Raw genomic sequence first — 23,429 nt, forward strand, 5'->3', positions numbered from 1 at the left:
AACCGAGGAAGAGCGCCATGTCTCAAAGCCAGTCGCGGTCCACGAGCCCGACCAACTGGCAACCCAACCAGCAGGAGCGGGAAGGTCTCTGGATCTTCACGCGCGTGCGCGACTTCGTTGACAACATTGCCAACACCTCCCCAGCCCGCTTGGCATTGACCGTCTTTGCCGTGGTGATCCTGGTTTTTACCGGCTTGCTGTCCCTTCCCGCTGCTTCCACGGCCGGCACTGTCACACCCCTGCACCAGTCCATGTTCACGGCAGTTTCCGCTGTTTGCGTTACCGGATTGACAGTGGTTTCCACCGCCACGCACTGGACCTTCTTTGGTCAGCTGGTTATTTTGGTGGGCATCTTCGTTGGAGGTCTCGGCACACTCACCCTCGCCTCGCTGCTGGCCCTCATGGTCAGCAAGCGGCTGGGGGTGCGCGGCAAGCTCATAGCCCAGGAAGCCATGAACAACGCGGGCAGGCTCGGCGAGGTCGGTACGCTGCTGCGCATTGTCATCGTCACATCCGTCGCGATCGAAGCGGCTCTCGCAATAATCCTGATTCCCCGGTTCATGGTGCTGGGCGAACCCTTCTGGCAGGCCGTCTGGCATGGTGTCTTCTACTCGATCTCCGCCTTCAACAATGCCGGATTCACGCCACACTCGGACGGCATTGTCCCCTACGAAACCGACCTCTGGATCCTCATTCCGCTCATGCTGGGCGTCTTCCTCGGCAGCCTCGGCTTCCCCGTGGTGATGGTGCTGCAGCAGAACGGGCTCAACTGGAAAAAGTGGAACCTCCACACCAAGCTCACCATCCAGGTCTCATTCATCCTGCTCGCGGCAGGCACTGTCCTGTGGGCTTTGATGGAGTGGGACAACATGCGCACCATCGGCCACATGGACATGGGCGACAAGGTGATCCATTCACTATTCGCCTCCGTTATGACCCGTTCCGGCGGCTTCAACCTGGTGGACCAAAACCATATGGAATCCACCACCATGCTCCTCACCGACGCCCTGATGTTCGCCGGTGGCGGTTCTGCGTCTACGGCGGGCGGCATCAAGGTGACCACCATCGCGGTCATGTTCCTGGCCATCATGGCTGAAGCCCGCGGCGACGCTGACGTGAAGGTTTACGGCCGCACCATTCCGCAGGGCACCATGCGGGTGGCCATCTCCGTGATCGTGGCCGGAGCCACCCTGGTGTCGGTGGCAGCCTTCCTGCTCCTGTCCATCAGCGGAGCTTCCCTGGACAGGGTGCTCTTTGAATCCATCTCCGCCTTCGCCACCGTGGGACTGAGCACAAACCTCAGTGCCGAGCTGCCGCCGTCGGGCGTTTACGTCTTGACCGCGCTGATGTTCGCCGGCCGTGTCGGCACCGTAACCCTCGCGGCCGGGTTGGCCCTGCGCCAACGCAGCCAGCTGTACCACTACCCGGAAGAGAGGCCAATCATTGGCTAGTAGCACAGGGGCAGCCAACCGCCCCGCCCACAACGCACCAGTGCTGGTGATTGGCCTTGGCCGGTTCGGTTCCGCGACGGCTGAGCAACTGGTCAAGCAAGGCCGTGAAGTCCTGGCTATCGAACGTGACCGCACCCTCGTCCAGAAGTGGGCGCCTGTGCTCACGCACGTCGTGGAAGCGGACGCCACCAACATTGATGCCCTGCGCCAGCTCGGTGCCCAGGAATTCAGCTCGGCGGTGGTGGGCGTTGGTACCTCCATCGAGTCCTCCGTGCTCATCACTGTGAACCTGGTGGATATGGGCATCCAACATCTCTGGGTCAAGGCCATCACGCCCTCGCACGGCAAGATCCTGACACGGATCGGCGCCAACCACGTGATCTATCCGGAGGCCGACGCCGGTGTCCGCGCAGCCCACCTGGTATCCGGGCGAATGCTGGACTTCATCGAGTTCGACGACGACTACGCGATCGTCAAGATGTACCCGCCCAAGGAAACCGTGGGCTTCACTTTGGAGGAATCCAAGGTCCGTTCGAAGTATGGCGTGACCATTGTCGGCGTGAAAACCCCGGGCGAAGACTTCACGTACGCCCGGCCGGAAACCAAAGTGTCCGGCCACGACATGTTGATCGTGTCCGGACACGTGGACCTGCTGGAGCGCTTCGCAGCGCGACCGTAGTGGCGCGACCGCAGCGGCGGCGCGACCGTAGCGGCTAGCCGAGCTGCTTGGTGATCTCTGCTGCCCGGGCGGCTGCCGCGCGGGCGCCGTCGGCGATGATCTTGGGGATCCCGCCGTCGTCGAAGGCCGCGATGGCCCGCTCGGTCGTGCCGTTGGGGCTGGTGACGGCGATGCGGAGGGCTGAGGGGTTTGCTCCCGGTTCGGCCAACATGAAGCCGGCACCTGCCACGGTTTCGCGGGCAAGCATCACGGACAGTTCCTCGTCCAAACCAAGCTCCACGCCGGCCGCAGCCATGGCTTCGGCGAGGTAGAACGCGTAGGCCGGGCCGGAACCGCTGATAGCGGACAGCGCATCCACCTGTTCTTCGGGAATCTGGACCACTGTGCCGGCGCCGGCCAGCGCCTTCTTCGCCTTCTCCAGCTGCTCAGGCGTGCAATGAGTTCCCGGGGAGACAGATATGACACCGCGGCCCAATCTTGAGGGCGTGTTGGGCATGGTGCGGATCACCGGCTGTCCGTCCGGCAGCGCCGCTTCGAGCTGGGCGAGGGAGACTGCCGCTGCGACACTGACAACGATCGTGTCCTTCCCCAGGGCGGGGCTGATCTCCCGGGCCAGGTCCAGGATGCCTACCGGCTTGACGCCCAGAATGACCATGCTGGAGCCTTTGGTGGCCAACCTGTTGTTGTCCGGCTCCTCCTCGCCTGCGATGGCCATGACCCCATGGCGCTGGGCGAGTTCGTCCGCCCGCTCGGCACGGCGGACGGTGGCGACGATATCGGACGGGTCCGTCCCGGCGGCAAGCAGGCCTCCCAGGATTGCCTCGTTCATGGATCCACAGCCAAGGAATGCGATTCGGTTGCTCATGGCTCCATCATTGCAGTTGGCCTTGGACGGGGTCTAACGAGTTCCAGATTCCCAGCTAGCTCCCAAGGTTATTGCAGGCAGCACTCATTCTTGGTCCGTAACTTAGTAGTTACCTCATTGAGGGTGCGAGTGATGAGGCGGGCATGGGGATGTCCGCCAGCAGCACCGGTGGCCGGGCGGGTTTTCCCCCATTTCCCGATTCGGCCGCCGGTGCTTTCGCTGTTAAGGACCGTGGACCGCGCGAAGGCCCACGCTTATCCGCCTGACGCACCCTTGAAGGGTGGGTCAGGCGAACAAGGTGAGGCGCTGGTGTACGGCGCTCGACGCCGGTTAGTTGTCTACGCTGCGCAACAACGGGACGCTGAGGTGCTGCCGGGCAAAACGCAGGGTTTCTGCCAGCATTTCCTCGCGCTCCCCCGCTACCTTCGCCTTGCGGGTTGAAATCTCCGCCACTACGACGCCGTCGAAACCCGTGGCTGCCAAATGCTGCAAAGCATCGGCGCACTGCTGCGTTCCGGTGCCCGGCACCAGGTGCTCGTCCTTGCCGGAACCCGAACCGTCGGTGAGATGGACATGCCGGAGCTTGTTTCCGAGCGCTTTGATGGCTTCCAGGCTGTTGGCCCCGGCAGTGGCGGCATGGGAGAAGTCCCACGTGACGTCGTCGTAATCCTGGCCCAAAGGATCCCAGTGCGGCAGGTAGGCCACCGCTTCACGTCCGCGAACGCGCCATGGGTACATGTTCTCCACGGCTATACGCACCCGGTACCGCGCCGCGATTTCACGCACGCCTTCCACGAAGTTCTCCGCGTAGTTTGACTGCCAGCGGAACGGCGGGTGGACCACCACGGTGTCGCATCCGACGTCCGCGGCCATTTGGCAGGATTTCTCAATTTTGTTCCACGCCGTACCCCAAACCTGTTGCGTCAACAGCAAGGTGGGGGCATGTATGGAGACGATCTCCTGGTGGTACCGATGGCTTAGCTGGATCAAGGCATCCGGGTTCTGGCTCACCGCGTTGTTGGTAACCATCACCTCCACGCCTTCGTACCCCAGGTCCTGCGCCACCGCGAAAGCGTCGTGGACGCTCAGGGGGTACACGGATGCACTGGACAGCGCCACGGGAATTTGGCGGTCATTCACTTCAGGTTCGACGTCGTTGCTCATCTCAGGAGGCCAGCCCGCCTGCCACGGGGGCCGGGATGGGTGATGGGGACGGTGTGTTTACAGGGACCGGGAATTCTTTGAACCCCGGATGGGGCTCTTCTATATCGGGAGCCTTGGCGGCTTCCTTGGCTGCCTTTTTCTTGGATTTGTCCTTCTTGCGCTTGCCCACGTGCGGCGCCGGATCCAAGGCTTCCTCGAAGACCAGCTGGTCCAGGCGTCGCAGGATCAGGCCCTCACGAAGGGCCCAGGGACAAATCTCCATCTTGGGAAATTCAAAGAGCTCAAGGGCCGCTTCAGCAACGAGGGCACCCGCCAACAACTGTCGGGCGCGCGCATCGGAGACGCCAGGGAGGTACAACCTGTCTTCCACGGTCATGGCAGAAATCCGCTGTGCCCACAGCCCCAGGTCTGCTGCGTGGAGCTCACGCTTCACGTACGGCCCTGCAGCGCTGGGAGCTGCACCGGCGATGCGCGCCAAGGAGCGGAACGTTTTGGAGGTGCCGGCCACCAGATTGGCCCGACCCAACTCGTGGAAGTCCCGGACCACCGGTTTCAGCGTGGACCGGATGTAGCGCCGCAGTTCCTTCACGCTCTTCGCGCTGGGCGGATCATCGTGGAGCCAGTCCCGCGTCAAACGGCTGGCACCCAGGGGAACAGAGGTCGCGTACTCGGGGAGTTCATCCGTCCCATACGCCATTTCAAAGGAGCCGCCGCCGATATCCAGGTCAAGGATGTTGCCTGCGCCCCATCCGTACCAGCGGCGTACTGCGAAGAAAGTCATGGAGGCTTCTTCGCTGCCGGTAAGTTCCTGGAGGGTCACCGTGGTCTCGTGTTTGACGCGGGCCAGGACCTCGGGTCCGTTGGTTGCCTCCCGGATGGCCGAGGTACAGAACGCCAGGAGATCCTCCGCCCTGTGGCTGGCCGCGAACTCCCAGGCTTCCAGGACGAATTCGATGAGCTCGTGCTGCCCGGCGTCGTTGATGTTGCCATCGCCGTCGAGGTACTGCACCAGAGAAAGCGGGCGCTTGTGGGAAGCGAAAGCTACCGGACGCGCGCCGGGGTGAGCGTCCACCAGCAGTAGGTGGACGGTGTTGGACCCGATGTCGAGAACGCCAAGACGCATTCTGCCATTATTCACCGATTCGAAGCCCGTGAAGCAACTTGGCGACGACGTTTCGCTGACCGGATGGTTACCGGCAGCTTGGTCGACCGCTATTCGGCGGACTCCCCGGCTTCGTCGGCACGCTTGAAGTCGCGGCGGATGTTCGCAATTCCCTCGGGGTCGATTTCGAAGCCGAATTCGCTTCCCGGGTTGATGACCATGCCGAGTTCGTCTCCGATGTTTCCCAGGATCGCCGAGCCCATGGTGCCCAGGACGTGCGGGGCTGCTTCAAGGAAGCGCTCATCCACGCGGCTCGGGTGGCTAAAGACGGCCAGGACGGGCTGGCCGTCGGCGTTGGAGAGCACCAAAGGCTCCACGGAGGAGTCGGGGCCGTCCACGGCTTCCGAGCTGACGAGGTAGACCTCGTTGTTCAGGAAAGCGAGGATGACGTCCACCGGGTTCGCGTCCGGTTGTTCGGCCGAGGCGAGCTTCGCCTCGAGGTCGTTCAAGGGTTCGTTGTCCGGTGACACCGTCTGTTCAGTCATGGTTCTACTCGACCACGATGCCGGCCGGGACGCAATTCGCGAATGCTGCCCCGGCCGTCATGGTGACTACTTTTTGGCTGTGGCCTTCTTGGCCGGTGCCTTGCGGGTGGTGGTCCGCTTGACCGGCCCCTTGGCCCGCTTTTCCGCCAAAAGCTCGACGGCGCGTTCCCGGGTCAGCTCCTCAAGAGAGGTTGTGCGCGGGACGGTGATGTTGGTAACGCCGTCAGTGATGTAGGGGCCGAAGCGGCCTTCCTTCACCACAATGTTCTTCTCGGAGACGGGGTCCGGACCGAACTCGGCAAGGGGCGGTACGGAGGCACGGGCGCCACGTTGCTTGGGCTGCGAGTAGATCTCCAGAGCCTGTTCCAGGGTGATCGTGAAGATTTCCTCTTCCGAACCGATGGAGCGGGAGTCAGTGCCCTTCTTCAGGTACGGTCCGAACCGGCCGTTTTGTACCGTGATGGGGTTGCCATCCGCGTCCTCGCCGAGGACCCGGGGCAGGCTCATGAGCGCGAGGGCTTCATCCAAGGTGACCGTATCCACGGTCATGGACTTGAAGAGAGAACCGGTGCGCGGCTTGGCCTTCACAGGCTTCTTGGGAGGCTTGGGCTTGCCGTTCTTGTAGTACTCCACCGGCTGGTTGGCCAGCTGTTCCTCGGTCATCTCGGGGATGATCTCGGTGACGTAAGCGCCGTACCGGCCATTCTTGGCAACGATGGTATGGCCCGTGTGCGGGTCGGTTCCCAGGACCCGTTCCTCGGGGGCTGCGGTCTCCATGAGCTCTTTGGCTTTGTCTGCCGTGAGTTCGTCCGGAGCGAGTTCCTCGGGGACGTTGGCCCGTGCGGACTCAACCACTTCGCCGGTTTTCGCATCCAAAGTGGGGATGGAGCTTTCCAGGTACGGGCCGAATTTGCCCACACGCAGCGTGATGCCGTCGGCGATGGGCACGGAATTGATCTCCCGCGCATCGATTTCGCCGAGGTTGTTCACGATGCTCAGCAGGCCGGGGTCTGCGTCTTCACCGTAGTAGAAGTGCTTGAGCCAGGCAGCACCCACGGCTTGGCCGTTGGCGATCTTGTCCAGGTCGCCTTCCATGTCTGCCGTGAACTCGTAGTCCACGTAATCAGTGAAGTGCTGTTCCAGCAAGCGGATCACGGAGAATGCGATCCAGCTGGGAACCAGGGCAGAACCCTGCTTACGAACGTAGCCACGGTCTTGGATGGTGGAGATCGTGGACGCGTAGGTGGACGGGCGGCCAATGCCCCGCTTTTCCAGCTCAGCGGTCAGCGATGCTTCCGTGTAACGCGGCGGCGGTGACGTTTCGTGCCCGACAGCAACGATGTCCGAAGCCGTGAGGGAATCATCCTTGGCAACGTTCGGCAGGCGACGGGCTTCATCGGATTCTTCATCACCGCGGCTCTCGTCCTTGCCCTCTTCATAGGCTGCGAGGAAACCGGGGAAGGTAATGACCGTACCGGAAGCGGAGAATTCGGCGTCGCGACCGTCAGCAGCCACTGCGCCGAGGCGGATGGTGGCCGTAGAACCCTTGGCGTCGGCCATCTGTGAGGCCACCGTGCGCTTCCAGATGAGCTCGTAGAGGCGGAACTCATCACCGCTCAGCTGCTTGGCAACCTGCGCGGGAGTACGGAAGGAGTCTCCCGCGGGACGGATGGCCTCGTGAGCTTCCTGGGCGTTGGCAGCCTTATTGGCGTAGACACGGGGGCTCTGGGGCACGTACTCGGGACCATAAAGCTCCGAAGCCTGACGGCGGGCAGCTGTGAGTGCTTCATCGCTCAAAGCTGATGAGTCCGTACGCATATAGGTGATGTAGCCGTTTTCATACAGGCGCTGGGCAACCTGCATGGTGCTCTTCGACGAGAAGCGGAGCTTACGGCCGGCTTCCTGCTGCAGCGTGGAGGTGGTGAACGGTGCTGCAGGGCGGCGGGTATACGGCTTGGTGTCTACAGAGCGGACCCGGAAATCAGCGTTCTCCAGACCGGAGGCCAAGGACGTGGCGAGTTCCTCATTGAGGTGGACCACGTTTGAGGAGGTGAGCTGCCCGTTGTCGTTGAAGTCCCGGCCACTGGCTACCTTGGAACCGTCCACGGCGGCAAGCTTGGCCTTGAAAGAGCCTGAATCCGAACCGAACTGGCCCGTGAGGTCCCAGTAGGACGCGGCCCGGAAGGCCATGCGTTCACGTTCCCGGTCAACCACCATGCGGGTCACCACGGACTGGACACGGCCAGCGGACAGTCCGCGGGCAACCTTGCGCCACAACACGGGGGAAATCTCGTAGCCATAGAGGCGGTCAAGAATACGACGTGTTTCCTGGGCATCCACCAAAGCGGTATCGACATCCCGGAGGTTGTCCATGGCGCGGTGGATGGCTTCCTTGGTGATTTCACCGAACGTCATGCGGTAGACGGGAACCTTGGGCTTCAGGACCTCCAGGAGGTGCCACGCGATGGCTTCGCCTTCGCGGTCCCCATCAGTTGCGAGGTAGAGGGCGTCAGCGTCTTTCAGCTGGGCCTTGAGCTCGGCGACCTTCTTCTTCTTGTCCGGAGAAACAACGTAGTACGGCTTGAAGTCGTTTTCGATGTCGACGGCGAACTTGCCCAACGAGGTCTTCTTCAGCTCGGCAGGGAGGTCCGACGGCTGCGGGAGGTCCCGGATATGGCCGATCGAAGCCTCGACGATGAAGCCCTCGCCAAGATACTTGGCGATGGTCTTGCTCTTGGCGGGAGACTCCACGATCACGAGTTTCTTGCCGGTTTTTGCCTTGCTGGGCACGGTGCTCCTACAGAAAAAATGTGTAATTGGGCTGGTGCCCATATTGGCCTAGTTCACCATAGTTTGCAGAATCCTGCGTTTTGGTGCGGAACCAGGGCGGACAGTCAAAGACCCGGCGGGGCTCTTACTGACCGGGTGCTACCCGGTCATCCGGGATCATTGACCACAAGGTTGCCACACGTTCAGCACCTTCCGGTATCCGGTTGGGATCCTCGAGTTCGTACTCCCGCAGAACAGCGCGGATTCTGTCCAAAAGTTCCCTGCGCTGTGGGTTGGTCAAGTACAGCAGGTTGCTGGAAAGGACTACTGCTGCCGGCTCTTCTCCTGTTTCCCCCCGTTGCCGGCGTTCCCCGCGAGCCTTGGCGAAGGCCGAAGCCCGGCGTCGGAAAGCATCAAGCTCCAGGTCAACCACGGCAATCTCAGGGCTGGCAACACTGCCTCCCGAGATAGTGAAGTCCGTTCCGGCCGCTTTCCAGCGACGTTCGCGGGCATCACCGGCGTTTTCCGCAGGTGCCACGATTCCCCATTTCTGGAGGGCCCGGAGGTGGTAGCTCATTGCACTGGGCGTCAGCCCGGTCCTGGCAGCGAGTTCCGTAGCTGTGTGGCTGACCTGTGTGGCGTAGAGCTCAGAGATAACCTCGATCCGGGCGGCGTGCGCCAATGCACGGATAGCCTTGGGATCAGTGATCTCAACCGTCTTTTCGGCACGCTTCCGCCGCGGAATATCGCCTGACGCTTGGGATGATTCGTTGTTCGCACTCACTTCATCAGTGTAGTCAGGGTCACTTCCTGGAGGCCCGGTGTTTGATGAGCGCGGCGCCGCACCCCGGATCATTCGTTGACCTGCGCCGGGTCCGGAAGGAGGAACCCGTCCAAAACCAGGTTGGTGACCTCGCGGAAAAGCCCTTCGCGGAAGGTCTCTTCGTCGAAGTCCTCTCCCCCGCCCAGGAGCGATACCAGGGCCGAGACGATCTGCCGGACCGACAATTGCCCGTCGCAGGCGGAAACGAAACCGGCCAGTTCAGTACTGAGCAGATTGGTCCGGCGAAGTCCTGCCCCTTGCCTCAGGAGGATGACTCCGGGATGAACGGCTCCGGGACGCTGGTGCCGTTCCTCGGTGACGTCCTCTGCAACTACCAAGTGCGCCTCCGGGACCGAATGTGAGGCCACCCAGTCAGCCCGTTCCACGGCAGCACCCAGATGCGGCCCGATCGGCTGCTCTATTGGATATGTGATTTCCTCGAAGCGGCTGATGGTGACCTCGAGGGGTGTCTCCGGGCGGCGCAGCCAAATCATGCCGAAGCCAATACCTTGGACGTTCCTGGAAGCAAAGTCGTCCAGATAGGCGGCGTACGCTTCCTGGTATTGCTGGCCCTCGCGGTTCTGCGATGCGTCCTGGAGCCAAGTCTCCGCGTACTGCTCGGGGCCCACCTGCTCCCGTTGGATGAACCAGACGTCCAGACCGGAGTCCTGGAGCCATGCCTTGGGCCGGTCCTTCCAGTCCGTACCGGAAGTAACTTCCCAGTTGCCGAGCATTTGCGCTGTCCCGCCGGGCTCGAGGACCTCGGCCAAGGACTGTACCAAGGACGCTACGATATCGTCTCCGGGAAGCCCGCCATCGCGGTACGTGAACTGGTCCGACGACGATTCGCCGCCCGTTCTCGGAGTGATGACGAACGGTGGGTTTGATACCACCAAGCCGAACCGCTCCCCCGCTACCGGTTCCAGGAGCGATCCGAGCCGCAGGCTGACCCGACGCTCCAGGTTGTCCGGGTCCAGCTCCAGTTCTGCGGCGTTCAGCAGAAGGTTGAAGCGGGTGAACGCGAGTGCCCTCTCCGAGATGTCCGTGGCCGTGACGTGCTCGCAGTGATGGAGCAGGTGGAAGGTCTGGATACCGCAGCCGGTGCCAACGTCCAGCGCTCGTTTGCTGTGTTTCCTGAATGTGGTCTGGACCAGCGTTGTGGAGGCACGCCCGATTCCCAGGACGTGGTCGTGCCTCAGGACTCCGGGCTGCTGGTGGGCAGCAAGGTCGCTGGCAACCCAGAGTTCTGCGCCTCCACTGCCATCCGTGTTGGCGTCCCAGCCGTAGGGGCGCAGGTCCGCCTTGGCATGAGCCATTCCTGAATCCACGGTGATCAGACCCAGTTCCTCAAGGCCTTTCGCACGGATACCGGGGAGGGCGGAATCGATGTCCTCGACGGACTGCGGAACGGCCAGCAGCCAGAGACGAACAATTACTGCCTGTGATCTGAGGGCTGGGTCCTTGGAGTCCATGAGTCTCTCACTGGCAAGGAGCGCGGGAATGAGCTGGTCCCTGCCGAGCGCTTCTGAGGCGGTTGTTCCCAGGAGTTCAGCCACGCCGTCCACTGTGTAGTTGAGGGCACGAAGGTCTGCGGCGAGCGCCGAAAGCAGTTCGGGGCGGTCACTGCGGGGAGCATCGTCAACATTGCCGGCAGTAAAGGTGGAAGCTGTGTCAGTCACCTTGCAAGTGTAGGGGCGACGCACCCTGCCTTTGGATCGTGAACCTTCGCTATGTGGACAAAGGCCCCCGCTGGAACCCGGTAGCGTTGGATTCATGCTCACCATCTCTTCCACAAGGCGCCATGCGGGCCTTGTTGCCATCACCGCTGCGGCCTTGCTGGGGGTCTGCGGCTGCCAGGCGCCGGCCAACATCGAAGATGCCGACGTTCCTGCTTGGAAGGAAAAGAGCCTGCCTGCGGCGAGCGGTGTGGTGTTGGAGGACTCCGGCAAGATCCTCAACCGGGACCCGCTGGTCAAGGAGTCCCCCAACGTTCCGGGCGGGAGCTACACGCTCACCATGGCATGCGATGGGGGCGGCAAGGCGTACTTCGCTGTTTCCTCCAGCGGCACCAAGATCGCGGACGCGGCCGCAGCATGCAATGGCAGCCTTGATGTGGTGAAGATCAAGGTTCCCGGCACTGGCCCCCTCAGCATCTCGACGAGCAGCGTTGATGCTCCGCTGATCTTCGCCTACCACGTTGTCCCTGCGGCCGCCTAGGGCCGGCGGCGCACCTGCTCCGATAGGCCTTTGGCCGGTGGCTTTACGGGCGTAAAGTCAGTTCATGGGCAGCAAGGCAGCTCGCTCGGTGATGCCACAGCGGCTGGCGAGGGCCGCCGTCGTCATCCTTGTTGTGCTGGGCGGCAGCCTGACGGCCTGCGAATACACCTATGACGAGGGCGGACGGCCGGATCCCAGCCCTACCTCCCCAGCCGGCAATGTAGTTCTTCCGCCCGATCCGGCCTTGGAGGAAACCGTCACCGGTGAGGCGCTCGAAGAGTGGGCAAAGTTGGCCCTGCCTGAGTCCCAAGGGCAGTCGTTCTACTCAAGCAGTGGCTACCTCAATGCCGGCGAGTCCAAGTCAGAGCAAACAGTTCAACTGCCTGGAGGGACGTACGCGGTGACGCTGGCCTGCCGTGGCACTCGCAGGGTGACTTTCTCCGTCAAGGTGAGCGAAGTGGAACTGGTGAACCTGACGCTGGGATGCGCCAATGCACGCGTGAGCGTGGTCCAACTGGAAAAGGACGCCATACTGTCCATCACGGTGGGGACCAGATCCGATGCCAACTTCACCTATCGGGTGAGCCGGCTCTGATTCAGCGGTCAGGCCGCTTCGCAGCCCCCGGGGCAGCGGAGCGTTTCCGGGCTGGAGGCACATTCCTCGCAGTACAGGGTCAAAGTACGGCAACTGAGGTTGGAGCAGTTCTCGAACTTGTTGGTGGGAGCTGAGCAGCGGACGCACTCGCCGATGGTCTTGGCTTCCTCGCTGAACTCGACGTGCATGCGCTTGTCGAAGACGTACAGCGAGCCCTCCCAGAGGCCTTTGTCCTTGAACGTCTCGCCGTAGCGGACGATCCCGCCATCCAACTGGTAGACCTCTTTGAAGCCCCTGTTGACCATCAGGCTGGAGAGTACCTCGCAGCGGATGCCCCCGGTGCAATAGGTGACAACCGGCTTGTCCTTAAGGTCGTCGTACTTGCCCGAGTCGAGTTCCTTGATGAAGTCGTGGGTGGTGTCCACGTCCGGAACGATTGCGTCCTTAAACTTGCCGATCTGCGCTTCGAACGCGTTCCGGCCATCGAAGAACACTACTTCTTCGCCCCTGGACTTCCTGGCATCCACCAGCGCGTGAAGTTCCTCGGGTTGGAGGTGCTTCCCGCCGCCCACCACGCCGTTGGCGTCCACCTTCAGTTCACCCGGCGCGCCGAACGACACGATCTCATCGCGTACCTTGACGCTGAGGCGCGGAAAGTCTGCGGCGCTACCCTCCGACCATTTGAAGTCGATGTCGTGAAAACCCTTGTACTCACGAGTGGTTTTCACGTACTGCTTCATGTTGTTGAGCTCGCCGCCCACCGTGGCGTTGATGCCGTCCTTGGATATGAGGATCCTGCCGGTGAGGCCCAGTTTTTCGCACAGGGCACGCTGCCACAAACGCACGGCGTCAGGGTCGGCGATCGGGGTAAAGCCATAGAAGAGCACAATTCGGTTCAAAGCCACTATTAAAGGGTACTTGGTGCAGTAAAATCCGTTCGTTTCGTGTGGTGCCCGCGGCCGGAAGTCACAATTCCATAAGCAACCATCACCGGGCTGACGTGGCTCTGTTGCTTCATGGTGCGCTGGCATACTCTCTCTACATGAGTCCAGACGCCTTGGTTGAAGACATTGCGCACCTCTTGGAAGTCTGGGTAGCCGGCTGGTCCGGCTGCCGCGGCTATGAGTTACGCCAAGAGGGCCGCTTCCCTGCCGCACTTCGCGCCGACAAAACCGGTGATTGGGAGTATTTTGCCCATGATCCGTCAGACGAAGAGTTCGCCGCCCTTGCGGATAAGACCGCAGAATCCCCAAACCGGATCCTGACGGTACTCACCAACGACGTCCAACGGTACAAATACCTCGCTGAACAGCGCGGACTCACCGTGACGTCCGCATCCCAGACCATGATGATCGTGGACATGGAAACCCAGGATTCCGAGGATCCGTGGCTCCCTGACGACGATTTGGAACTCGTTACTTCCGAATCGAACGGCGTCCACCACGCGGTGGTCCACTCCGGCGAACAGGTGGCTGCCAGCGGCCGGGTCTACGTGGTCAACGGCACAGCCGTTTTCGACAAGATCGTCACAGAACCTGACTTTCAGCGCCGTGGTCTGGGCACCTTCATCATGAAGGCCCTCGCCGCCCAAGCGTTCTCGCATGACGTTGAGAACGGCCTTTTGTTGGCATCCCTGGACGGCCAGAAGCTCTACTCCCATCTGGGTTGGGACGTGGTGTGCCACGTCCTGATGATGTCCAGTGGTAACGAAGGCTCGGACCTGTCAGGAGCGTAGAAACTCCCGTTTAACAACCAGGCCCGACGGCGGCGCCGCGAAGGTGCCGCCGTTGGCGTGCCCGCACAGTGACAGAATGATTCGGTGGCTGCATCAAATTCACTGATCTCCTTATTGGGCCGAACGGCGGACCCCGAGCAGCTGCGCCATGTCCACACCATCCCTGCCCGAAAAGCTGTAAACGAGCCCTGGCCCGGCTGGGTCCACCCGGATGTGGTGGCAGCCTACGGCACCCTTGGCATCCACGAACCGTACCGGCACCAGATCCAGGCGGCAGATCTCGCCCATTCCGGGCAGCACGTCGTCATTGCCACAGGAACTGCCTCCGGAAAGTCGCTTGCCTATCAGCTGCCCGCGTTGGACGCGATACACCGTTCAGAGCTGCGAGTCCTGTCGGATCCCGGAAAGATCCACGACGACGGCGCGGTCACGCTCTACCTGTCCCCCACCAAGGCGCTGGCAGCAGACCAGCTCTCAGCGATCCGCTCGCTGAAGCTGCCAACGGTTCGGGCAGAAACTTACGACGGCGACACCGATGTCTCGTCCCGGCGCTGGATCCGTGACCACGCCAATTTCATCCTTGCCAACCCTGACATGCTGCACTTCGGCATCCTTCCCAACCACACATGGTGGGCCCGGTTCTTCAGACGCTTGCGCTACGTCATCGTGGATGAAGCGCATAGTTACCGAGGCGTGTTCGGCTCGCACGTGGCCAATTTGATGCGTCGCCTGCGCCGGATCTGCGCTTATTACGGTGCGGGGACTTCCTTCCCTGAGCCTGTCTTCATAGCGGCTTCCGCCACCGCCTCCGATCCCGGGGTGTCCTTTGGACGGCTCATAGGCGCTCCCGTCCGTGAAGTTTCCGAAGACTGCTCTCCGCACGGTTCTACTACGGTGGCCTTCTGGGAGCCGGCCCTGACCGACGTCAAAGGCGAGAACGGTGCAAAGCAGCGGAGGACAGCCGTTGCTGAGACCGCGGATATCCTGGCCAACCTCGTCTCGTCGCGCGTCAGGACCATCGCGTTCATCAAGTCGCGTCGCGGCGCTGAGTCGATTGCGTCCATTACCAAGAGACTGCTGGATGAGGTGGATCCCAGTCTCCCCGGGCGGGTGGCGGCCTACCGGTCCGGGTACTTGCCCGAGGAGCGGCGGGCTTTGGAGCAGGCTTTGAGGTCCGGCCAGTTGCTGGGTGTCTCCAGCACGTCCGCCTTGGAACTTGGCATCGACATCTCGGGACTTGATGCCGTACTGGTGGCCGGCTGGCCGGGCACCAGGGCCTCGCTCTTTCAGCAGATCGGCCGTGCAGGTCGCGCGGGGCAGGACGCTATTGCGGCTTTTGTGGCCAGCGATGATCCCCTGGATACCTATTTGGTGAACCACCCGGAAGCGATCTTTGATGTCTCCGTGGAGGCTACAGTCTTCGATCCCGGCAATCCCTACGTCCTTGGCCCACACCTGTGCGCTGCGGCGGCCGAGTTGCCTATCGGCCCGGCGGAGCTGGATCTCTTCGGTCCCACTGCCGAGAGTCTCCTTGATCGCTTGGTGGTGCAGGGCTACCTTCGCAAGCGTCCCGCGGGTTGGTTCTGGACCCACCCCGAGAGCGCTGCCGGGATGGTAAATCTCCGGGCCGACGGCGGCGGCCCTGTCAGTATCGTCGACGCCGAGACCGGGTCCCTCCTGGGAACCATGGACTCGCCACAGACCCACTATCAGGCCCACACGGGTGCCATCTATGTCCACCAAGGTGACAGCTACCTGGTGGAGGACCTCAACGAGACCGATCACTGCGTGATGGTCCGCCGGGTAAATCCGGACTTCTACACTACGGCTCGGGATGTAACCCAGATCGAAGTCCTTGAAACCTCGCGATCGGTCCAGTGGGGTGACATCACCGTGCACTTTGGCGACGTCAAAGTAACCACACAAGTGGTCTCCTTTCAGCGCAAGGCCTTGATTTCGAACGAGATCCTCGGTGAAGAACCGCTCGATCTGGGAGCCCGCGACCTGTTTACCAAAGCTGTCTGGTTCGTGGTGGACAACCGTTCGCTGCACGGCGCCGGTCTAGTGGAAGCGGAGTTCCCCGGCGCGCTGCATGCGGCTGAACATGCCGCCATTGGGCTCCTCCCCTTGGTGGCATCCAGTGACCGCTGGGACATCGGCGGCGTCTCCACCGCCCTGCATGCCGACACCGGCGTGCCAACGATCTTCGTGTACGACGGTCACCCCGGCGGTGCTGGATTCGCTGAGCGGGGCTTTGAAAAGGCCAAGATTTGGTTGACGGCAACCAGGGAGGCAATCAAGGCCTGCGAGTGTGATGCCGGCTGTCCTTCATGTGTTCAGTCTCCTAAATGCGGAAACAAGAACAACCCGTTGGACAAGGCAGCCGCCATCACACTCCTGGACGTGTTGTTGAAGGACGCCAGCTAGGTGCCTACGGAGGAGGTCCGGCCCGTGCGCGGCCAGTGGCAACGCCCCACCGGAAGGCGTTTGCCACCTCAGTGGCGACCTCCACCACGTTCCCGCCGGCTACCGTGCAGGACGTGAGCTGCGTATCGTGCTTTTCGGCCACGTCTGCTGCGACGGCACAAGGTTCCCCGGAAGCAAGACCCCTGGCAGCATCTGCTGCTGCGAGAGCCGCCAGATCGGCTGCCGATGCGGCCCGGGAAGCCATTACCCCTGCCTGCGCGAGGAAAAGCAGTCCAAGAAGCATCGCCATGACCACCGCCCCAAGTCCCAGGGCGAGCACGGTTCCGGCCCCGCGCTCAGGCTGGATATTCACCAACACCCTCTTCACGGGGTGCCCGCTTCTGCCCGTGCTGACGCAGAGGCCTTCAACGTCCACGGGACAAGCGGTCCTAATGCTCCGCCTACTGGCGACGAAGCTGTCACGGTCAGCCACTCGCCGTCGTCGGTAAGCGTCGCGCTGACGCCGTCCCCTGCAAGTCGCTTGACGATCCCTTCCACCGACCCGGTCGTCTCGCCCCGGGCGGAGGCGCGCGCTCCCGCCCTCACCGCTTCCTCCAGCCGGAGTTGGGTGATACCCGCTGCGCCGCCTGCCAGCAGGAATGCCAGGAGCAACACAACGGCCGGCAAGGCGACGGCAAACTCCGCAGTGACAGCGCCCCGTTCCGTCTCTCCCCGGAACACTCTCCCGCGGGCAGGCAGCACATCCGTCATGGCAAGGACAATGCCGTACGGATCAGGTTGAGTAGGAAGCCGCGGACCTCCTCGCTCCGAAGGATGACTACAAGGAGGCCCGCGAGCCCAACAGCAGCGAGGGTAGCTATGGCGTACTCGGCGGTGGCCATGCCCACTTCCGAACCCATCAGCCTTGTCCTTGCCCAGAAGCCATCGTCAGCAAGTTGCCTGTCCCCGAACTCCTCAAGATCGTCGAATCCCAGTTCGAACTGCCCGAGTTCGTCCTCGAGATCGAATCGCTCGAGGTCGTTATGTTCAAGCTCGTACTCGGAGAGCTCGTACTGCTGGGTTGTCGCCGGTTCTCCGGAAGAAACCTTCGGGTCTTCAACAGGCGCCGGTCGATCCCGGGGCAGATCACGGAGAATGTCAGGAAGGGTAGTTTTCACGGTGGGTTCCTTTCAAGAAGTGCCAGCGGGTCTGCCGACAGAATCGACTCTTCCGTGGCGGGGAGCAACCCGAAAGAAGTCGATTCCTGCAAGTGGATAACCACTCCTGACTGGCTGGATGTGGAGGAAAGGTCGGAGTTCCTCATCGAGCAGGCTTTGCCCCTGCATCTCAGCCAGAGGGAAGCATGGCGATCAGGACGGGGACGATTCCAAGGCAGATAAAGGCCGGCAACGAGCAGAGACCCAAAGGAACCACCAGCTTTACCCCCAAGGCAGCTGCCCGCTTCTCCGCGGCCCGGAACTGCTCGCGCCGTTCCCTCGCGGCCTGTGCATAGAGGATGGAAGCAGACGGCGCACCGGTCAGGGCTGCAAAAGCCAGTGCGTCCTTGAGCCGGACTACTTCAGCCGGATGCCTGATAGGAGTCAGCCAGGCAGTCTCCCAGTCGGCGCCGAGGGCAATTGCGGCAACAACCGGCCGGAGTGATTGCCTGATTGGTGGTGACGCACACTGTGCGATAAGTTCCAGTGCCCGCCGTATTCCAGCGCCCGCGTCGAGCATCGAGGCCACCAGCTCCAGCATCATTGCAGTATCGCGGAGCCCGTCCGCAGCCGGGTCAACGCGGGCTGCCATCAATGACTTCTGCGGCGCTTCAGAATCCCAGTCACGAAGACGCAGCCGCGCCCTCACCCGCGTGGGTGCCGCGAAGCTGATGAAGGCGGCGAGTGCCATGACTGCGATCATCAACAACACCGGAGCGCCGGGCATCAGCATGCGCCAGCCGCAGAGGCGACCAGCCGTGAGGACCAAACCCGGCCTGCCACCGTCAGGAAGAGCCCAGCCGCGAATGTGGCAACACCCAGGAAGTTGTCCAGCAAGATCCCCAACGGATCCACGCCCAATGCCATCCCCAGGCCAAGCCCGAACACCGGGAGCCACGACAACAGGCGAACGGTAGCCTTGGGCCCTGCGAGCGCCGTCTGGCGTGCTGCTTCGGAGTCCTCTTCGACTTCCAGTTGAGCTGCGAACCGGGTGAGGAGGTCAGCTAAAGGACAGCCGCTGGTTTCGGCGATGTCCAGGCATGCTGCCAGTTCCATCCACACACGTCGTTCGGAACTTCCACGCCGCGGAAACACCGTTGCTGCCCTTCTACGGATGGCTTCGGCAGAAGAATTTCCAACGGTTGACGCTGCCCGTGCTGCTGCAAGTACCTTTAGCGACTCGTGCGACAGCCCGGCATTCCCCTTCTGCGCTACTACGGCCGGGCCACCGTCCGTGATTTGCCGTGAACCATGGACAATCCATAGTTCTTCCCACAGCCTGGTGGTTCCCCGCCCGCCGCGCAGGAGGGCTGCGAGCTGTTGCACCAGCACCACAAGTGACAAAGGCTCAGTCCGCTTTCGTCGGGAGCGGCCGTGCCACACCCCCACACGAGCCTTGGTGCTACCACTCCGGCCTCTCGGCTCCCCCAGGCTCGTCCGAACTCGTCGCCTCCCGGCACCATGGCTCCTGAACTGCAGCCACGCCGCCAGTGCGGCCATGAGGACAATCGCCCCGATCATGGGCCGTCCCCGGCTTGTGGCAACAAATCATCGTGTTGCGGATAGTCATCCACTTCAAGCGGCGCCAGGGAGAGCCGGGCGGCGAGTCCGGGCCATGCTGGGCCGTATGTCATTCCTGACCGGCTCCAGCTGAGGGCCGGCACTACTTTCTGGCCCGCCCGTGTATCGACGACTACGCCAATGGATGCCACTTTCCGCCCCGACGAGGATCGGTCTACGTGAATCACCACGTCCAAGGCACTGGAGACTTGCAACCGGACGGCTTCGGCATTCAAGCCAGCCAGGGCGCCGAGGGCCACCAATCGTGCTGGCACAGCCTCGGCGGTGTTGGCGTGAATAGTCCCACCGCCACCGGTGTGACCGGTGTTGAGTGCGGTCAGCAATTCACGGACTTCGGCGCCTCGGCACTCGCCTACAATCAGCCTGTCCGGCCGCATGCGTAGGGCTTGGCGGACCAGGTCTCCAAGGTCCAAAGCCCCTCCTCCCTCAAGGTTTCCGTGGCGCGATTCCAGCGTCACTACGTGCGGGTGGACGGGGTTGAGCTCGGCGGCGTCCTCGATGAGCACCAATCGCTCCGCCGGATGGCTCAACCCGAGCATGGTGGAGAGCAGGGTTGTCTTTCCTGAGCCTGTGGCACCGCTAATAAGGAAGCTCAGTTTGTGCGCCATGATGGCACGCAGAACCGACTCGACTTGCTCAGAAAACATCCCGCGTTCCCTCAACTCGGCTAGGGTGAACACCTCTTCCCGGCGGATGCGGATGGACAACAGGGTGCCTGCCGTTGATATCGGTGCGAGGACTGCATGGACCCGGTAGCCTCCCTCGAGCCGGACGTCCACGCAGGGGGAGCCGTCGTCCAGTCTCCTGCCCCCGGCTGAAACCAAGCGGGTGGCCAGCGACCTGATCTGTTGTTCAGTATCGAAGTGAACCGCTGAACGTTCCAAGCCCTTACCGCGGTCCAACCAGACTGAATCGGGACCGTTGACGAAGATGTCAGTGACCGAAGGATCCTGGGCAAGGTGTTGGAGGGGTCCCAGCCCGTTCAGTTCGGCATTGATGGATTCCGCCGCTTCCAACGCCCCGGCAGTACCCAGTAGCCTGCCGCTGGCCTGCACAGCTGCTGCGACCGTAGACGGCGTTACGGGTCCGTTCCCTGCGAGCACTGACTCCCGCACCGTCTCAAGAAGGACGGTGTCCAGCCTGCGGCCCTGCCGACGGCGGGTTCCCTCGGCGAAGCGGCTCATTGGATGGCGCCGTTCAACTCCAGCACAGAGTTCAACTCCAGCACAGAACCGGCTAAGCGGCTGATCGGTTTTCGACGTCCGAGTTCCAGCAACCGTCCACGTTCGGTGCCTGACGCCACGCCACGCATCTCGGGAAGGACGCCCAACAAGGGCAATCCCAAAGACTCGGAGATCAGCGGAGCGTCCACGGACGTAGCGCCGGTTCCGCGGACCAGAAGTCCGACGTCGACGGGTGGGAGCTCGTTGAGGACGCGCGCGGCCGCCACCGCGCATTTGAGGTGGGCCTTGCTCAGCAGCAAGATCCTGTCGCAGTCCCACGCGAGCGTCCCCAGTCCTTCCGCGCTGCGCCCGATATCCACCAGGACTAGTTCGAAGCTTCGGCGTGCGGCGTCAACCACAGCAGCTACAGAACCGGCCGCGGGGATATGGGCCGGTTCCCTGGTCCCGGGCCATGACAGGAAGGCGAACCCGCCTGCCACGGGCAGGGAGTCCCGGAACTGCGAGGGATCAATGCTGCCGCGGGTTTCGGCGAAATCCGGCCAACGTAGGCCCGGAATCTCGTCGGCCGTCACCGCCAGTTCAAGTCCTCCGCCCCAACGGTCACCATCGATGAGCACGGTGCTGACGCCATGCCCTGCCGCAGCCTGGGCCAGCCAAATCGCGGTGGTTGTAGCTCCCGCCCCACCACTGCCGCCGATGACTCCGATGACCGTGCCCCCGGGGTCTGGAGATCCGGACATGCTGAGGTGTTCAGCCAGCCAGGCGGCGGCCTCGGGAAGGACGGCTACCCGTTCAGCTCCAAGCGCAGCAGCCAAACGCCATAGCCCGTCACCTTCAGAGGCTTTGCCGAGCAAAACCGTGGGAGCCCTTCGCCGCGGGGGCAGTTCGCGGATATCACTGCCCACTAAAACGACGTCGGCGTTATCCCAACCATGGACGGCCTCCGCCACGTCAATGGCCGTTCTGAGGCTTCCGCCTGCCGCTGCGATTATCCGTTTGGCTTCTTCCTGAAGATAGGGGTCGCCGGAAACAAGCAGTATCCCGACGGCGTCGCGGGGCACCCAGGATCCGTCCGCGTCCCCCTGCGGTGTGCGGCTGCTTTGCCCGTGGTGCTTGCTGGTTTGCCCTTGCCGACGATTTCGCATGCTCATGGCATTCACATTGATTGACGCGGCCGGGACTACATAAGGTCTGCATGCCCTTATGTGCACAACCCGGGACGGCTGCAGCTGTGGAGGAACAGTCGCGCCCCGCACCGGGACCAGGAACACCAAAGCACCCCTCCGCACAGGGCAGAATGGAACCATGTATTTGCTGCTCGCCGCCCACCAGGAAGGCGCAGCCATACAAAGGATCTCCCCCACCGGAAAGGCCACTGCTGACGCGCGCGTCGTCACCCGTGGCGAGCTGCCCGGCGTCGTGCGTGAATTCGAAGCGCAACGGCCCCGCTGGGTGTGGCATCGCGCCCAGGATTGGTATCCGGAACTGCTGACCCATGGCATGGAACTGGAGCGCTGCCACGATCTGGCGCTCTGCGGAGCCATTCTGGCCCACTCTGAATTCACTGCGCATACGGACTACGCCAGGCATGCGGTCAAGCTCACGCAGGACGACGACTCGACACCGCCACGGGCTCTTCAGCCGCCGCCACCGCCCGTGGACCAAGGCGCGCTCTTCGAGGACATTGCACCGTCCAGCTCCAAAGCGGGGCTGGCCGAACTCAGGGAAGAATTCGCTGCCCAGCAGCACGCCATCGCCCAGGTCTCCGAGGCTCACCAGCAGAAACAACGCCTACAGCTACTCCTTGCCGCGGAGTCGGCGTGCGCCATCATCGCCATCGAGATGCAGCACGCCGGCGTCCCTTGGCGCGAAGAGCTGCATCAGCAGATCCTCGCCGATGTCCTGGGTCCCAGGCCGCCGCTCGGGCACCGGCCGCCGGCACTTGAGGCTCTCTGCGCCGAGCTTCGGAGCATCCTTAACTCCCCCAGCCTGAATCCGGACTCCCCGCAGGACCTCATGCGTGCCTTGCACCGGAACGGCATCGAGGTGAAAAGCACCCGTCAATGGGAGCTCCAGGAATCGAAGCACCCTGCCATCCAGCCCCTGCTCGCCTACAAGAAACTTTCCCGCCTGCACACCGCCAACGGCTGGTCCTGGTTGGACGCGTGGGTACGTGACGGGCGGTTCCACCCGGAGTACGTGGTGGGTGGGGTAGTGTCCGGCCGCTGGGCATCACGCGGTGGTGGTGCGCTCCAGATCCCGCGTAACATCCGGGCCGCGGTCCATGCGGACCCGGGTCACAAACTCATCGTCGCCGATGCCTCGCAATTGGAGCCGAGGGTCCTCGTGGCACTGGCGCAAGACACGAAAATGGCGGAGGCGGCTCGCGACAAGGACCTCTATGCCGGCATCGCGGCCCAAGGTTTTGGCGGTGACCGTGCCAAAGCAAAGATTGCACTGTTGGGAGCCATCTACGGCGCTACCACGGGTGAGTCGGGCAGGCTCATGCCGCAGCTCACGCGTACCTATCCACGCGCCGTCGGGTTCGTAGAGCAGGCTGCTCGTGAGGGCGAAGCAGGCCGGACAGTCACCACCCGGCTGGGCAGGAGCAGCCCGCCACCGTCGGCTGGTTGGTTGCGGAGCCAGCAGTCCACCACTGCCGAGGAACAGCGCCGCGCTGACAACCTGGCCCGGTCCAGGGGCCGTTTCACCCGCAACTTCGTAGTCCAGGGCTCGGCTGCTGAATGGGCGGCGTGCTGGCTGGCGGAATTACGACGGCGGTTGAGGGCTTCGCGCGCCGAAGGCTCACCTATCGGGGAACTTGTCTTCTTCCTGCACGACGAAGTGATGGTTCACGCACCCGACCACGCGGTAGACGCCTGTATCAGGGCCATCGAAGAAGCGGCAACAGCGGCGAAAGAACTGATGTTCGGGCGGATCCCTGTGGAATTTCCGGTGAGTGTCGCCGTCGTCGATTCATACGACAAAGCGAAGTAGCCGGACCATAGCCCGAAGCCGCCGGACTATCCAGTCATATCTCCCCGTATGAGGCGGGATGACCCGCCGGGTACGGGTACTGCCAAGTAACTTTAGTTC

At 62.7% G+C, this 23,429-nt stretch carries 22 protein-coding genes; 7 read left to right on the forward strand and 15 right to left on the reverse strand.

Translation table 11 applies throughout. The annotated features are described in order from the left end of the window. The first annotated feature begins 17 nt into the window (after nucleotides 1–17). Together ACNAOT_RS18735 and ACNAOT_RS18740 are read left to right on the forward strand one after the other, a co-directional pair. Nucleotides 18–1,451: a TrkH family potassium uptake protein gene (locus ACNAOT_RS18735; RefSeq protein ID WP_420178944.1), complete on the forward strand. Its 1,434-nt coding sequence runs from the start codon at nucleotides 18–20 to the stop codon at nucleotides 1,449–1,451. A gap of 40 nt (nucleotides 1,452–1,491) precedes the next feature. Then, nucleotides 1,492–2,130 carry a potassium channel family protein gene (locus tag ACNAOT_RS18740; protein ID WP_178995321.1) on the forward strand — a complete coding sequence of 213 codons (639 nt, stop codon included), beginning with the start codon at nucleotides 1,492–1,494 and terminating at the stop codon, nucleotides 2,128–2,130. Between the two features lie 34 nt (nucleotides 2,131–2,164). On the opposite strand, the gene proC is transcribed toward ACNAOT_RS18740, so the two are convergent. From proC to ACNAOT_RS18775, 7 genes are all read right to left on the reverse strand, one after another. Continuing rightward, nucleotides 2,165–2,995, reverse strand: a complete 831-nt coding sequence (gene proC / locus ACNAOT_RS18745) for a pyrroline-5-carboxylate reductase (protein WP_179017058.1) — start codon at nucleotides 2,993–2,995, stop codon at nucleotides 2,165–2,167. Between the two features lie 330 nt (nucleotides 2,996–3,325). Then, nucleotides 3,326–4,159, reverse strand: a complete 834-nt coding sequence (locus tag ACNAOT_RS18750) for a sugar phosphate isomerase/epimerase family protein (protein ID WP_017199189.1) — start codon at nucleotides 4,157–4,159, stop codon at nucleotides 3,326–3,328. A gap of 1 nt (nucleotide 4,160) precedes the next feature. Beyond that, on the reverse strand, nucleotides 4,161–5,282 hold the full coding sequence (locus tag ACNAOT_RS18755; RefSeq protein WP_420178945.1) for a Ppx/GppA phosphatase family protein: 1,122 nt from the start codon (nucleotides 5,280–5,282) through the stop codon (nucleotides 4,161–4,163). Nucleotides 5,283–5,371: 89 nt separating this feature from the next. After that, nucleotides 5,372–5,806: an SseB family protein gene (locus tag ACNAOT_RS18760; RefSeq protein WP_017199191.1), complete on the reverse strand. Its 435-nt coding sequence runs from the start codon at nucleotides 5,804–5,806 to the stop codon at nucleotides 5,372–5,374. Between the two features lie 66 nt (nucleotides 5,807–5,872). Continuing rightward, nucleotides 5,873–8,596, reverse strand: coding sequence for a type I DNA topoisomerase (topA, locus tag ACNAOT_RS18765; protein ID WP_091470435.1), 2,724 nt, complete (start codon nucleotides 8,594–8,596; stop codon nucleotides 5,873–5,875). Between the two features lie 124 nt (nucleotides 8,597–8,720). After that, nucleotides 8,721–9,431 carry a helix-turn-helix domain-containing protein gene (locus ACNAOT_RS18770; RefSeq protein ID WP_091470434.1) on the reverse strand — a complete coding sequence of 237 codons (711 nt, stop codon included), beginning with the start codon at nucleotides 9,429–9,431 and terminating at the stop codon, nucleotides 8,721–8,723. Further along, nucleotides 9,428–11,077: a DUF7059 domain-containing protein gene (locus ACNAOT_RS18775; protein WP_420178946.1), complete on the reverse strand. Its 1,650-nt coding sequence runs from the start codon at nucleotides 11,075–11,077 to the stop codon at nucleotides 9,428–9,430. The genes ACNAOT_RS18770 and ACNAOT_RS18775 overlap by 4 nt, the downstream gene beginning before the upstream one ends. Nucleotides 11,078–11,171: 94 nt before the next feature. Here ACNAOT_RS18775 and ACNAOT_RS18780 point away from each other — a divergent pair, with 94 nt between their 5' ends. Next, on the forward strand, nucleotides 11,172–11,615 hold the full coding sequence (locus tag ACNAOT_RS18780; protein ID WP_420178947.1) for a hypothetical protein: 444 nt from the start codon (nucleotides 11,172–11,174) through the stop codon (nucleotides 11,613–11,615). 64 nt (nucleotides 11,616–11,679) lie between these two features. Next, a complete protein-coding gene (locus ACNAOT_RS18785; RefSeq protein ID WP_420178948.1) occupies nucleotides 11,680–12,210 on the forward strand; it encodes a hypothetical protein in 531 nt (176 codons plus the stop codon). An 8-nt stretch (nucleotides 12,211–12,218) separates the two neighbouring features. Here ACNAOT_RS18785 and ACNAOT_RS18790 read toward each other — a convergent pair whose 3' ends face one another. Next, nucleotides 12,219–13,115 carry a rhodanese-related sulfurtransferase gene (locus ACNAOT_RS18790; protein ID WP_420178949.1) on the reverse strand — a complete coding sequence of 299 codons (897 nt, stop codon included), beginning with the start codon at nucleotides 13,113–13,115 and terminating at the stop codon, nucleotides 12,219–12,221. A gap of 137 nt (nucleotides 13,116–13,252) precedes the next feature. Between ACNAOT_RS18790 and ACNAOT_RS18795 the strand changes: the two genes are divergently transcribed. Further along, on the forward strand, nucleotides 13,253–13,945 hold the full coding sequence (locus tag ACNAOT_RS18795) for a GNAT family N-acetyltransferase (RefSeq protein WP_420178950.1): 693 nt from the start codon (nucleotides 13,253–13,255) through the stop codon (nucleotides 13,943–13,945). Nucleotides 13,946–14,029: 84 nt separating this feature from the next. Continuing rightward, on the forward strand, nucleotides 14,030–16,372 hold the full coding sequence (locus tag ACNAOT_RS18800) for a DEAD/DEAH box helicase (RefSeq protein WP_420178951.1): 2,343 nt from the start codon (nucleotides 14,030–14,032) through the stop codon (nucleotides 16,370–16,372). A gap of 4 nt (nucleotides 16,373–16,376) precedes the next feature. Here ACNAOT_RS18800 and ACNAOT_RS18805 read toward each other — a convergent pair whose 3' ends face one another. The 7 genes from ACNAOT_RS18805 to ssd all read right to left on the reverse strand — a co-directional run bounded on the left by ACNAOT_RS18805 (nucleotide 16,377) and on the right by ssd (nucleotide 21,484). Beyond that, nucleotides 16,377–16,724 (reverse strand): Rv3654c family TadE-like protein, encoded by a 348-nt coding sequence (locus ACNAOT_RS18805; RefSeq protein ID WP_420178952.1) that lies wholly within the window; start codon nucleotides 16,722–16,724, stop codon nucleotides 16,377–16,379. Between the two features lie 11 nt (nucleotides 16,725–16,735). Further along, nucleotides 16,736–17,122, reverse strand: coding sequence for a TadE family type IV pilus minor pilin (locus ACNAOT_RS18810; protein WP_091470423.1), 387 nt, complete (start codon nucleotides 17,120–17,122; stop codon nucleotides 16,736–16,738). Next, entirely contained in the window at nucleotides 17,119–17,529 is a 411-nt protein-coding gene (locus ACNAOT_RS18815; RefSeq protein WP_178995215.1) for a DUF4244 domain-containing protein, read from the reverse strand. The genes ACNAOT_RS18810 and ACNAOT_RS18815 overlap by 4 nt, the downstream gene beginning before the upstream one ends. A gap of 169 nt (nucleotides 17,530–17,698) precedes the next feature. Further along, nucleotides 17,699–18,295 (reverse strand): type II secretion system F family protein, encoded by a 597-nt coding sequence (locus ACNAOT_RS18820; RefSeq protein ID WP_420181192.1) that lies wholly within the window; start codon nucleotides 18,293–18,295, stop codon nucleotides 17,699–17,701. Continuing rightward, entirely contained in the window at nucleotides 18,295–18,903 is a 609-nt protein-coding gene (locus ACNAOT_RS18825; RefSeq protein ID WP_420181193.1) for a type II secretion system F family protein, read from the reverse strand. The genes ACNAOT_RS18820 and ACNAOT_RS18825 overlap by 1 nt, the downstream gene beginning before the upstream one ends. A gap of 182 nt (nucleotides 18,904–19,085) precedes the next feature. After that, nucleotides 19,086–20,333 (reverse strand): TadA family conjugal transfer-associated ATPase, encoded by a 1,248-nt coding sequence (locus ACNAOT_RS18830; protein ID WP_420178953.1) that lies wholly within the window; start codon nucleotides 20,331–20,333, stop codon nucleotides 19,086–19,088. Further along, the gene (gene ssd / locus ACNAOT_RS18835) at nucleotides 20,330–21,484 is read right to left on the reverse strand and encodes a septum site-determining protein Ssd (protein WP_420178954.1); all 1,155 of its coding nucleotides are present in this window, start codon (nucleotides 21,482–21,484) and stop codon (nucleotides 20,330–20,332) included. The genes ACNAOT_RS18830 and ssd overlap by 4 nt, the downstream gene beginning before the upstream one ends. A gap of 154 nt (nucleotides 21,485–21,638) precedes the next feature. Here ssd and ACNAOT_RS18840 point away from each other — a divergent pair, with 154 nt between their 5' ends. Further along, nucleotides 21,639–23,330 (forward strand): bifunctional 3'-5' exonuclease/DNA polymerase, encoded by a 1,692-nt coding sequence (locus tag ACNAOT_RS18840; RefSeq protein WP_420178955.1) that lies wholly within the window; start codon nucleotides 21,639–21,641, stop codon nucleotides 23,328–23,330. Nucleotides 23,331–23,429: the final 99 nt, after the last annotated feature.

This window comes from Paenarthrobacter sp. TA1.8 (assembly GCF_048595705.1).
Classification (GTDB): Bacteria; Actinomycetota; Actinomycetes; order Actinomycetales; family Micrococcaceae; genus Arthrobacter; species Arthrobacter nitroguajacolicus.

Coding starts and splice junctions, on each gene's coding strand:
- ACNAOT_RS18755 (WP_420178945.1), bottom strand. CDS start 5,282: ATGCGTCTTGGCGTTCTCGACATCGGGTCCAACACCGTCCACCTACTG.
- ACNAOT_RS18840 (WP_420178955.1), top strand. CDS start 21,639: ATGTATTTGCTGCTCGCCGCCCACCAGGAAGGCGCAGCCATACAAAGG.
- ACNAOT_RS18750 (WP_017199189.1), bottom strand. CDS start 4,159: ATGAGCAACGACGTCGAACCTGAAGTGAATGACCGCCAAATTCCCGTG.
- ACNAOT_RS18760 (WP_017199191.1), bottom strand. CDS start 5,806: ATGACTGAACAGACGGTGTCACCGGACAACGAACCCTTGAACGACCTC.
- ACNAOT_RS18770 (WP_091470434.1), bottom strand. CDS start 9,431: ATGATCCGGGGTGCGGCGCCGCGCTCATCAAACACCGGGCCTCCAGGA.
- proC (WP_179017058.1), bottom strand. CDS start 2,995: ATGAGCAACCGAATCGCATTCCTTGGCTGTGGATCCATGAACGAGGCA.
- ACNAOT_RS18820 (WP_420181192.1), bottom strand. CDS start 18,295: ATGCCCGGCGCTCCGGTGTTGTTGATGATCGCAGTCATGGCACTCGCC.
- ACNAOT_RS18810 (WP_091470423.1), bottom strand. CDS start 17,122: ATGACGGATGTGCTGCCTGCCCGCGGGAGAGTGTTCCGGGGAGAGACG.
- ACNAOT_RS18795 (WP_420178950.1), top strand. CDS start 13,253: ATGAGTCCAGACGCCTTGGTTGAAGACATTGCGCACCTCTTGGAAGTC.
- ACNAOT_RS18785 (WP_420178948.1), top strand. CDS start 11,680: ATGGGCAGCAAGGCAGCTCGCTCGGTGATGCCACAGCGGCTGGCGAGG.
- ACNAOT_RS18830 (WP_420178953.1), bottom strand. CDS start 20,333: ATGAGCCGCTTCGCCGAGGGAACCCGCCGTCGGCAGGGCCGCAGGCTG.
- ssd (WP_420178954.1), bottom strand. CDS start 21,484: ATGAGCATGCGAAATCGTCGGCAAGGGCAAACCAGCAAGCACCACGGG.
- ACNAOT_RS18735 (WP_420178944.1), top strand. CDS start 18: ATGTCTCAAAGCCAGTCGCGGTCCACGAGCCCGACCAACTGGCAACCC.
- ACNAOT_RS18780 (WP_420178947.1), top strand. CDS start 11,172: ATGCTCACCATCTCTTCCACAAGGCGCCATGCGGGCCTTGTTGCCATC.